The 10,771-nt window shown below is 39.8% G+C and carries 15 protein-coding genes, 1 tRNA gene and 1 pseudogene; 11 read left to right on the forward strand and 6 right to left on the reverse strand.

The window, feature by feature from the left end; translation table 11 throughout:
* Positions 1-177: 177 nt before the first annotated feature.
* The 4 genes from MCG98_RS18700 to MCG98_RS18715 form a co-directional block, all read right to left on the reverse strand.
* On the reverse strand, positions 178-342 hold the full coding sequence (locus MCG98_RS18700; RefSeq protein WP_240303349.1) for a hypothetical protein: 165 nt from the start codon (positions 340-342) through the stop codon (positions 178-180).
* Positions 343-409: 67 nt separating this feature from the next.
* Positions 410-562 carry a hypothetical protein gene (locus tag MCG98_RS18705; protein ID WP_240303489.1) on the reverse strand — a complete coding sequence of 51 codons (153 nt, stop codon included), beginning with the start codon at positions 560-562 and terminating at the stop codon, positions 410-412.
* A gap of 198 nt (positions 563-760) precedes the next feature.
* Positions 761-1,000 carry a hypothetical protein gene (locus MCG98_RS18710; RefSeq protein WP_240303351.1) on the reverse strand — a complete coding sequence of 80 codons (240 nt, stop codon included), beginning with the start codon at positions 998-1,000 and terminating at the stop codon, positions 761-763.
* Complete coding sequence (locus tag MCG98_RS18715; RefSeq protein WP_240303352.1) at positions 997-1,281, reverse strand: hypothetical protein; 285 nt, start codon at positions 1,279-1,281, stop codon at positions 997-999. The genes MCG98_RS18710 and MCG98_RS18715 overlap by 4 nt, the downstream gene beginning before the upstream one ends.
* 101 nt (positions 1,282-1,382) lie before the next feature.
* Between MCG98_RS18715 and MCG98_RS18720 the strand changes: the two genes are divergently transcribed.
* Positions 1,383-1,562: a hypothetical protein gene (locus MCG98_RS18720; RefSeq protein WP_240303490.1), complete on the forward strand. Its 180-nt coding sequence runs from the start codon at positions 1,383-1,385 to the stop codon at positions 1,560-1,562.
* A gap of 17 nt (positions 1,563-1,579) precedes the next feature.
* Positions 1,580-2,152: a DUF4393 domain-containing protein gene (locus tag MCG98_RS18725; RefSeq protein WP_345891732.1), complete on the forward strand. Its 573-nt coding sequence runs from the start codon at positions 1,580-1,582 to the stop codon at positions 2,150-2,152.
* A gap of 216 nt (positions 2,153-2,368) precedes the next feature.
* Here the strand turns inward: MCG98_RS18725 and MCG98_RS18730 are convergent, their stop codons facing one another.
* Positions 2,369-2,572 carry a DNA-binding protein gene (locus MCG98_RS18730; RefSeq protein WP_240299832.1) on the reverse strand — a complete coding sequence of 68 codons (204 nt, stop codon included), beginning with the start codon at positions 2,570-2,572 and terminating at the stop codon, positions 2,369-2,371.
* A 200-nt stretch (positions 2,573-2,772) separates the two neighbouring features.
* Here MCG98_RS18730 and MCG98_RS18735 point away from each other — a divergent pair, with 200 nt between their 5' ends.
* The 8 genes from MCG98_RS18735 (at position 2,773) to MCG98_RS18770 (ending at position 9,321) form a co-directional block, all read left to right on the forward strand.
* Complete coding sequence (locus MCG98_RS18735) at positions 2,773-3,105, forward strand: helix-turn-helix transcriptional regulator (RefSeq protein WP_240299833.1); 333 nt, start codon at positions 2,773-2,775, stop codon at positions 3,103-3,105.
* Positions 3,106-3,128: 23 nt separating this feature from the next.
* Entirely contained in the window at positions 3,129-3,884 is a 756-nt protein-coding gene (locus MCG98_RS18740) for an ImmA/IrrE family metallo-endopeptidase (protein WP_240299834.1), read from the forward strand.
* A 61-nt stretch (positions 3,885-3,945) separates the two neighbouring features.
* Complete coding sequence (locus tag MCG98_RS18745; protein WP_240303491.1) at positions 3,946-4,464, forward strand: hypothetical protein; 519 nt, start codon at positions 3,946-3,948, stop codon at positions 4,462-4,464.
* Positions 4,465-4,481: 17 nt separating this feature from the next.
* A complete protein-coding gene (locus MCG98_RS18750) occupies positions 4,482-5,120 on the forward strand; it encodes a hypothetical protein (protein WP_240303493.1) in 639 nt (212 codons plus the stop codon).
* A gap of 101 nt (positions 5,121-5,221) precedes the next feature.
* Complete coding sequence (locus tag MCG98_RS18755; protein WP_240299836.1) at positions 5,222-6,223, forward strand: hypothetical protein; 1,002 nt, start codon at positions 5,222-5,224, stop codon at positions 6,221-6,223.
* Between the two features lie 91 nt (positions 6,224-6,314).
* Positions 6,315-7,316 carry a tetratricopeptide repeat protein gene (locus MCG98_RS18760; RefSeq protein WP_240299837.1) on the forward strand — a complete coding sequence of 334 codons (1,002 nt, stop codon included), beginning with the start codon at positions 6,315-6,317 and terminating at the stop codon, positions 7,314-7,316.
* 127 nt (positions 7,317-7,443) lie between these two features.
* The gene (locus MCG98_RS18765) at positions 7,444-8,079 is read left to right on the forward strand and encodes a zinc ribbon domain-containing protein (protein WP_240299838.1); all 636 of its coding nucleotides are present in this window, start codon (positions 7,444-7,446) and stop codon (positions 8,077-8,079) included.
* Between the two features lie 162 nt (positions 8,080-8,241).
* A complete protein-coding gene (locus MCG98_RS18770; RefSeq protein WP_240299839.1) occupies positions 8,242-9,321 on the forward strand; it encodes a site-specific integrase in 1,080 nt (359 codons plus the stop codon).
* A gap of 26 nt (positions 9,322-9,347) precedes the next feature.
* On the opposite strand, the gene MCG98_RS18775 is transcribed toward MCG98_RS18770, so the two are convergent.
* A tRNA-Leu gene (locus MCG98_RS18775) sits at positions 9,348-9,427 on the reverse strand.
* A gap of 412 nt (positions 9,428-9,839) precedes the next feature.
* On the opposite strand from MCG98_RS18775, the pseudogene MCG98_RS18780 reads away from it, so the two are divergent.
* A pseudogene (locus MCG98_RS18780) lies at positions 9,840-10,771 on the forward strand (TrpB-like pyridoxal phosphate-dependent enzyme); the annotation flags it as partial.

Consider the following 10,771-nt stretch of genomic DNA (forward strand, 5'->3'; position numbering starts at 1 on the left):
GCCAACAGGCTTTCATGACCTGCTGTAATCATCCGTAACCACACCGTCAATCTTCCCCCGAAACGGCAATGGTTTGTTTAATACGCGGATCAGGTTAACGTCTTTACCCACACAGCTTTTTATGCTCCGGCTTTTTTCCCGTCCCGGAGCGCCCGATAATTAATACTGGTATCGCCATCAGCTCTCCTCCTTCATGATCTGGTTGATTGCCTGGATGCTCCTTAAATAATTCAATATGTTCCTGGACGTGTAGTTTTCATAGATGGGTTCCTTGTCCACATAGGATAGCGCCGTGTCCAAAAGCGCCAACAGGCGTTCTCTCCGCTGCTCCATATCATTCATCCTGTGTGCTCCTTTCTAATCGATTTGATATAATCCGACAGACAGTCGTCGCAAATGATAAGACCATTTAATTTTGTTTTAAAATCCCCATCATGCAATCATCACACTCGTAGATGTAACCATGACACCAGTCACACTCTATGTGAGGCGTTCTTGCCAGCTCCTCTTGCCGTTCTGATTCTTTCTCCGCATCCAGCACGGGATTGTTCGAATAGAACATTGCATTTTCCTCCCCAGATTGTTATAATTTAATTGTTATTTTTATTGTTGAGTCCCCAAGCTTTGGTCGGTGCGGGGACTCTTTTCTTCGCATCTTCGGTAGTCAATTGTGTATCCATATTTCAGCGCAAATTTCATTTTTTCGTCGTATTTAATCACACCGCTGATCGCCCCTAAGGTTATATATGGATTATCCTCTTTATGATCCAGTTCCTCTTGTACGCAAGCGATAACGTTTTTCAACACTTCGTTTTCCAACTTCAGCTGTTCCATTTTTGTCATGATGCAGCCTCCTCTCTTCGATCCACGTCCACACCGCCGCGACCGCCAGCCCCAGCCCTATGCAGCAGATCAGCTGCTCGGGGATCGTCTCATACCATCCGGTAAGGTCTACCGCTATGTACGCAGCCAGTGTGGATGTGATAAGTTTCTGCTTCAATCGTCCTTTCCTCCCATTGCATAAATTTTAACTTTAACACCGACCACACGTGCCCGATCAGCTTCGCTAAATTTTAAATAATCCATTATTTTTAAGGTTTCTGACAATTTAAAATTACGCGGCGATTGCCTGCGCTTATATAACACCTGATCAGATACGCCAATCGCTTTTGCAACATCTGAATTTTTTTTGTTATGAAGATCCATGTAATATTTGGCAAGAGAAACAAACAGCTCTGCTCTCTCTTTTGTTGGATCTCTGACTAAATTTTGTTTTGACATGTGTTACACCTCCTTGATTTTATTTACTTTTTCTTCTATTTCTCCTATAATTTATATACAGGCGTTGCAGCGCCGATTATGAACGATAGGAGGAATTTTTAATGAAAGTACTGCCCGATTGTGTTGATAATGCTATCAAAAATGTTACTGATGAACCGACTCGAAATGTGGGTTCTACCCTTGCTGATTGTTGGCTTCTTGTTTTCGGAGGCATATCGAAGGCTGCCAGAAAACGAGAGATCAAATACACGCATGACCTTGAAATTTATGAAATGAATTAACTAACTCCATCTCTAAAATTCCTATTGAGAGACAGATTGAGCCAACTATCCAAGTCACTGCTCAAGCGCTTGAAAATTCAAAATTTTGCGTATCCGAAAAAGAGCTTCGTGAACTTTTCGTGAACCTTATTTCAAGTTCGATGGATTCTGCCTATAATCCATCTGTACACCCATGTTTCGCGGAAATTATTAAGCAAATGAGTCCTCTCGATGCCAAAATACTTAAAGAATTTCCTTTAAAAGACGTTGTTGCCATCGTAGATTACATTAAAGAAGACACTAGGAGCCGCTCATTTTCCGTAGCCTTGGAAAACGTTTTTATTTCTTCATTTAAAGATTATGATATATTTCAAACTAGTGCATCAATATCATCATTAATCAGGTTGGGTATAATTGATGCTACTAAAACCGATAAAATACCTGACAAAGATTTTTATGATCCATTTACACAAACAGATTTCTTTAAAGAGTTTTCACAGGAAACAAAACGTCATTCCCCGTTTGAAATAGCAAAAACCAGAAATTATTGTGCTAAGCTTACCCCTCTCGGTCAAAATTTTTTTCGTGCATGCGTTGCTCCAAAATATTAGAAACAAACTTTTTTGTCATATCGCACATGATCGCTACATGGTCATCTACAATTTTATAATAGTAGGTGACCAATATTTTTGTTGTTATCGCCGACACAATACTTGAAACTATCACACATACCAAAAACATCCTCATCTCTCACATCACCTCCTCCATTTCCCATTGACATATACATACATCCATAGTATATTACTTTTATCGAACGTGTGTTTGTATTATGAGCGTTCAAACAGATAGCTCATATCATATTTTGGGAAAAATACTTTTTGTATTTTGCAGGCATCCTCGTAGTAGAATCCCTTTTGTGTATTACCATTAGCGATGTCACTAACTGTTTGATATCTACATCCGAGAAGTTCTCCAATCTGAGTGAAAGTTATTTTTTCAGCTTTCATAATTTGGATTAAGTTCTTATACAAAATTTCACCTCCTTGATATTCGCTCCTGCAAATATCTTAATTGTATTATATTCTCACTAGCAACCATTGTCAATAGTAATATTTGCATGTGAGAATACTTTTATATTTTATTCTATACCTTTATACGTTTTAACATATTATTCGCTTTACAATATTCGCATTATCGTATATAATATAGATATTCAGAAAGAGGTGCTGTCATGGAAAGAGCTAAAATATTAGAAGAACTTATTAAAGAACATGGTTACAGTTTACGTTCCTTTGCTGAAAAGTGCGGTCTTCCCTATACCAGCCTATACACAATGCTAAAAAGAACTGGCGTTAATAAATCAAGCGTAGAAGCTGTGATTAAAATTTGCAAAGAACTGGGAATCACGGTTGAAGAGTTGGAAGATATGGTAAACGGTAATAAGAAAAAACAATACGAACCAACCTACGAGGATATTCAATCCATGGTTGCACGCAACGGAAAAAAACTCACGCTCGAACAAAAACAGGAGCTGATCAGGACACTTTTGTCAGAAGATGATTAAGCTCCCATAAGGAGTGATTTTGTTTGACGCATGAGGAAATTGAATGGAAAATCTTAGAGGTTTTTCAGAAATGTAACGTAAAATCGTTTCCGATCAATCTGTTCGATATGATTGAGCAATATGGATATGAGTGTATCGAATATACAGAACAGTCCAAAGTGAAACAGGAGGCATGCCAACAGATCAGTGATGATGCTTTCCGGCTAAACAACAAAGTCTATTATAATGACCAGGCTATGTTTTGCCGGCGGCGCTTCTCACTCGCTCACGAACTGGGACACATTGTACTGGGGCATCAACCGCCTTATACAAATGTAAAGGAACGGGAAGCCAATTACTTTGCCAGCCGGTTGCTTGCACCGCGCATAGCCATATACTATGCAGAATGCAAAAATGCAAACGACGTGTCCAAAATATTCCAAATAACTTATGAAGCATCCACTTATGCCTTTGATGATTACCGGCGTTGGCGGCGTTATGCTATTTACCATAAAAAGAATCTGCTTGACAAGCTGATGTACGAACATTTCTACAATGATGATTTGAAATGCTTTGTGTGGAATATCAGGAAGTGTCTGAACTGCAAAAAAGAGCTGTTTAATCAGCTGGAAGACAAATGTGATTACTGTAAAATGTATATACACAGACCGGATTATTTGTATGAAGAAAACAAGCTGTTAGTTGCAAAGGCTCGCCAACGGATTCGGCACCCTATCGAATACATACCGGGATTTTACGCCGCTGAGAGTTTGCGGGAAAGAAATGAAACTTATTATTAATAATAAACCAGACCACCATTCAAGGCTGATCTGAAAAAACACTTTTAAGGGAGGAATTTGTGTGAAAAAGAAAATTATTTGTTTAATGCTGTGCTGCATATTTGTTACGTCTATATACGGGTGCAATTCCAACGCTTCACCTGAATCTTCTGATGTATCAAAGCAGTTGGAAACATTGCAAAAAGAAAATGAAGAGTTAAAAAAGAAATTGGAGACTTCCACACCAACTCCAGAACAAACAAAAGAATCCATTACTGAATCTGTGGATTTTGAGAAAGGAACACAAAGAGTTACTCATGGTAGCTTTTCAGTAGAAGTTCCGACAAATTGGGAGTTGAGAAATGTTGAAAATTCTGACAATTTATATTTCTATGCGTCTTCCGATAATTCAACTTTTCTTATGCTAACAAATGGATATATCGAAGGTTTCAACAATGCACATGATGAATATATAGATATGAATATGGACGGGTGGGTCGAAGGAATAGGAAAAAGTCAAGGTGTTATTTCGGTAAGCGGTGTACAGAATATTGAATACAATAAAATACATACGAAATTTTATCATATAAACAAAAGGTAGACGGCATATCATATACAGTGCAAGTGGTTGGGTTTCCTACAGATTACGGAATAGCGTCTATCGGAATGTGTGTTATTGACGAAAATACAATTAATTATGATAAAGATTTCAAATCAATTTTAAACACCTTGGAGCTCATTCCCATTTCCACACCTGAACCTACAGTCACTCCTACGCAGCCGCCAGAGCCAACAATTGAATCTTATGGTGCTGGTACACTTAAAGTTGGAGTAGACATTCCTGCTGGCGAATATATGGTGCTTGCCACAAATGAAAGCCGCGGCGGTTATTTTTCTGTAAATTCAGATGCAAATGGCGATGACATCTTATTTAATGATAATTTTGACTATAACTCTATAATAACAATACAAGATGGCGAATATTTAGAATTATCGCACGCAAAAGCGTACAAGTTTGATGAATGGTGTTTGCAGAATACATTTGACACAGCAAAAGAAGGATGCATGATGAAAGTCGGCGTCAATATCCCTGCCGGTGAATACATGGTAACATCAGAAGACGAAGGGTATTATTGCATTTATCCAGATAGCAGACAAAGCGATATTATTTCAAACGATAATTTTGAAGGGCAATCTTATATAAGCGTTTCGGACGGTCAATATCTTATTCTGTCACACTGTTCAATTGCACAATAATTTTTCAGCAAAAACCGCCCCAGTGCTACCAATACCAGGACGGCAAGAAATGAATTAACCGCTTCGGCGATTAATAATAAAATATGCAAGGAGGGATATGTATGAAAAAGAAAGTTTCAATTATTTTACTGGCTTTGTGCTTTTCCTGTTTTATGGTAGCGTGTAGTTCCGGAAAGATTTCCACAGACGAGAATGAACCTACCGATTTAACTGGAACTTGGGCCTCAGAAGACAATAATGGTTCTTATCAAGAAGCGGTAATAACTGGAGATACTATTGAAATAAATTGGATTACTGATGGTGGCAAAACTAAATCAATCTACTGGATCGGCACTTACACAGCGCCTGTAAAGTCCGTAGATGAGTATAGTTGGACTTCTAAAAGAGATAAAGAAAAAACAGACTCTGCAATACTGGCCTCCACAGATGACACTAAAGACTTTACATATAAAAGTGGAAAAATAAGCTATGAAGTTTCAGTGATGGGAACAACTACAACCACTGAATTAGATCAGGTTTCTAAAGATACTGCCATTTCTCCCGAAGAAGAACCATCCGTCACCGAGTCACCCACACTAAAAGCAACTCCAGAGTCTACTCCAGAAGTTGCGGTTACTCCAACTGCTGAAGAGCAAACAAATATAGATACTTCAGATTTGTACAACCATATTAGTAATGTGGGATATGCAAAAATGTTAACCGAATATGATTCCGTATTTATGAATGAACTTTCTATTCTTTCCGAAGATAAGATAGCAAAAATTATAAATGATAACGGAACTATGGGGGAACTACAATCAGTAATTTCTGACACTCTAACGCGCCTAGAATCCTCAGAGCAGATCCTGCAATTATATTATGATGAGTTTGACAAAGATAGAAATTCCGCCCCAATGGGTACTAGAATCATGACACTTCTATCGGATGCTCAATCTGCATTGCGTCAATATACAATTGCTATGCAGCACCTTCAAGATTATACTAACAACCCGAAACAAGAATACATTGATCATTTCCAAAAATACATGGATAAAACAAATGAATCATTAAATGATTATAAAGCTGTTCTTGAAGAAGAAAAAACAAAATTAGGTTTATCATAATACAAAAACTGCCCCCGGCGGCAACCAGGGGCGGCAAATGAATTAACCGCCAGTGGCGATTAATAATAAAATATTCAAGGGAGGAATATGTATGAAAAAGAAAATTATTACTGTAATTTTTTGTTCGATTACTTGTTCGCTTGTCTTATTTATGACTGCCTGCGGAGAAAACAAGTCCGTTGAACAAACATCATTTGATAAAACGAATACTGCAAACACACAATTAATTGATAAAATTCCCGTTCCTGAAATACCAAGTAGTATAAAGATAGAGTTCAAAACTGATATTACAGATAACCCATCAGCAGAAGAACAAACAAAATTCGATTTTGCTCATGATCTTTGGTATAAAGGTGATACAGAAGAAGCTTTAAAAGAATTTGAGGGATTTTTGGAAACATATTCAGAAAGTGATTTAGCAGATGATGCCCAGTATTACATTGGAGTATGCTTCGATAATTTAGAAGATTATGAAAATTCACTTGAGTCATACTCTAAAGTTATTATAAATTATCCCAACAGTTCATCTGTAGCTTCGGCGTATTATAGTATTGCGTGGGTGTATGGATACGCGCTCGATGATCCAGAAAAAGCAATACCTTACTATGTTGCTTGCATAGATAAAGCAAGCTTAAGTCAAATTGATACAGTGAATAAAGCAATTACAAACTTAGAAGAAACTACAAGTATACAATTTGAATACCCCAACTCGTATGACGCACCAACGCAATTACCAAATGATCTTTCGGGATTACAGCCCAATACGAATGAATCTGTTGATAAAATATTGGAAATTGCTCGTTTAAATTCAAAAACTGCATTAGATTATGATTTGGAAATAGCCTACAATTACATAAAAAATAATTATCCAAATTACTACACTGATAATTTAAAGATGGAGCTAACAATGTACTATGGTACTTTACTTGACTGTTCATTTCCTGAAACATTTGATCTTTCAAAACTAGGTTTCAAAGCCTTGGAATGTGTTAAATATGTGTACCGTGGATATGATGCAATAGACTCACCCGACACTCAGGTTCATTTGCAAAGATTAGAAAAATTAATACTTTCTAGTAAAGGATATTTTTGAAATAATTTAAAAACCGCCCCAGCGCCAACACCGGGGGCAAATGAATTAACCGCTTCGGCGATTAAGATAAACCAGATCACCGTCGAATTGACCTGATCTAAAAACACTTGTAAGAGGAGGGATTTATATGGCAATGATTAATTGTCCAGAATGTGGAAACGAGGTAAGTAGTCTTGCGACAACATGTCCTAAGTGTGGACATCCGATGAAACTCAAAACATCAGAAAATAGTAACATTAAGAGCAATTATACCTCAAACCAGCCAGAGAAAAAGAAAAAAAAGAAAGGTAGTTGTATTGGTGGGCTTATTGTAATTATAGCAATAGTTGCAGTTATAGCAGCCATTGGGGGCGGTGGCGACAAAGAAGAAACAAAAAAAACATCTTCTACAAACACTGCTGCGAAAGCTACAGAAGAGTCACAAAAAGAAGCTCAGCCACAAGAAGAAATAATGGAAATCGACCCAGACACTTTACTGACAGATTATGAAGCAAATGAAGTTCGCGGCGATGAGTTATACGACGAAAAGATGATGCGCATCTCTGGCACAGTGGGAAGTATCGGAAAAGATATTATGGAGGATGTGTACATAACTTTTGCCACTGCAGAGGAATATTCAATTACTTCTGTACAGTGTTATTTTAGTGACGATGAGCAAATCAAAAAAGTCATGGAACTTGCGGAAGGTGATATAGTAACCATTGTCGGAAGATGTGATGGAAAATTTGGAAATGTACTTATAAGAGACTGTACATTTGAATAATAAAAAACCGCCCCCTGCGCCAACAGGAGACGGCAAGCATACATCCGAGAATGCATACCCAAATTCATACATATTGTATCATTCTCGGACAGCTACTGCAAGCGGAACACATGTTTCCTGCTGGCTGTTATTTTTATACCATTTTTTAAGGAGGATGATACTATGCCAACAGCTCGTAAATTACCATCCGGGTCATGGCGGTGTCAGGTGTTCAGCCACTACGAGACCGTGACACTTGAAGACGGATCTACAAAAAAGAAGAGGATATATAAATCGTTCACCAGTGACGATCCCAGCAAAGAAGGAAAGAAGCTGGCAGAGCTGGCTGCCACTCAATACGCAGCCGACAGAAAGAAAGCAAGTTCATACTGTTCACTTACTTTCAGAGAGGCCCTAACAGAATATATCAATCAGCGCACATCTGTATTGTCCCCGTCTACTGTACGAGAATACAAGCGTACCCTAAATAGTTCTGTGCCAGGCCTGATGGATATTAAAATATGTGATATTACACAGGAAGATATACAGGAAGCAATTAACATCGAAGCTCGTACACATAAACCAAAGACAGTACGGAATACACACGGGATTATATCGGCGGTACTTCGCACGTATCGCCCTGATTTCGCGCTTAATACTGCGCTGCCTAAGAAGATACGTCCAGAGCTATATATTCCGTCAGACAGCGAAATACGAGTCCTGCTTGATCAGGTAAAAGGGACTGAGATGGAACTCCCTATCCTACTCGCGGCATTCGGTCCAATGAGGCGCGGCGAAATCTGTGCCCTTCACAGCAGAAACATTCACAGTAATATTGTCCATGTATGCGAAAACATGGTCCTGTCTTCTGATCATAAATGGATCATAAGACAGCCCAAAACATATGCAGGTGACAGATATATCGAATTCCCGGATTTCGTAGCTGAAAAGTGGAAGGATAAGGAAGGAAGAATTGTAAACTTAAATCCATGCATGGTCACAGACCGCTTCAGGCACATTTTGGAAAAGTCTAATCTCCCTCATTTTCGCTTTCACGATTTGCGTCATTATTCAGCAAGCATACAACACGCACTCGGGATTCCGGACGTATATATTATGCAGCGCGGAGGATGGGGCAATGATGGAGTCCTAAAAGCAGTATACAGACACGCCCTTGAAGAGAAAGAAAAAGAGATGAACAATCTTGCAAACTCACATTTCATGAACATTATGCAACACGAAATGCAACACGGAAAAAAATAGAGCGCGCAAACGCGCACTCTATAGGCTGCGGGCAACAGGACTTGAACCTGCACGGTCTCCCACCAGAACCTAAATCTGGCGCGTCTGCCAATTCCGCCATGCCCGCGAAACTACTCATGATTATATACCATGCAGTCAATTATTGTCAATGTTTGGTCTTGACTTTTCTAATTTCGCATAGTATATTTAACACATATTAAACATCTGTTATCATATCATAAACCTATGAGCAAGGATAGTAATCATTACAGGAGCTTTTTCAGAGAGCTGCATGCGGTGGAATTGCAGCAAAGCATGTATGACGAATGGGCTTGCGAGGGCAAACTGAAAGGAATGATCCGAGTAGGCGCGACGAAGACCGGTCGTTATCACGGGACGTGTATGAACGTACATGTATAAGCGTATCCTGAATATCAGGGTGAAGTTAGGTGGCACCGCAGGTTTATTACTCCTGTCCTATCAATTTGATAGGGCAGGTTTTTTATTTAATCCAAAAAGCAAAAGAAAGGATGAACAAAATGAGCACAGAAAAGAAAATTCCGTACAAAATTTATCTGGAAGAAAATGAGATGCCGACGCAATGGTACAATGTCCGCGCAGACATGAAGAACAAACCAGCACCACTGTTAAACCCGGGGACCTTAAAGCCAATGACTTTCGAGGAACTGCAGCCGGTATTCTGCGATGAGCTGGTCCGCCAGGAACTGGACAACGATACCCTATACTTTGACATTCCGCAGGAAATTCAGGATTTTATAAAATGTACCGGCCATCACCGCTGGTGCGCGCCTATTTTCTCGAAAAAGCATTGGGACTCCGGCGAAAATCTATTACAGTTCGAAGGCAACAACACTTCCGGAAGCCACAAGCTGAATTCGGCAATCGCTCAGGCATATTATGCCAAGAAACAGGGGCTGACCGGCGTCACAACAGAGACAGGTGCCGGACAGTGGGGAACAGCACTTTCCATGGCATGTTCTTACTTCGACCTTGACTGTAAAGTATATATGGTAAAGGTCTCCTACGAGCAGAAACCTTTCCGCCGCGAAGTCATGAGAACGTATGGTGCCTCCGTCACCCCGTCTCCGCGGAGCACCCTGGAACCTCAGGAAGCCTTGGCTGCGCAATATCAGAAGCCGTGAGCCGCAACGTCACGCAGCGGCTACCGTTATGTACTGGGCTCAGTGCTCAGCCAGGTACTGCTGCATCAGTCTATCATTGGCCGGAAACCAAGCCGCACTCGACAAATATGATATTAAGCGACATTGTAATCGGTTGCGCAGGCGGGGCTCCACTTAGGTGTCTGATCTCTCCTTTCGTCGGGGAAAAAATCAAGGGCGAAGCAGATTACCCATTATCGCTGTCGAGCCGGCATCCTGCCGAGCCTGACACGCGGGCGTTACGCCTATGATTTCTGCGATACCGCATGATCTGCCCGCTGGCGAAATGT

The organism is Ruminococcus sp. OA3 (assembly GCF_022440845.1).
GTDB lineage: Bacteria > Bacillota > Clostridia > Lachnospirales > Lachnospiraceae > Ruminococcus_G.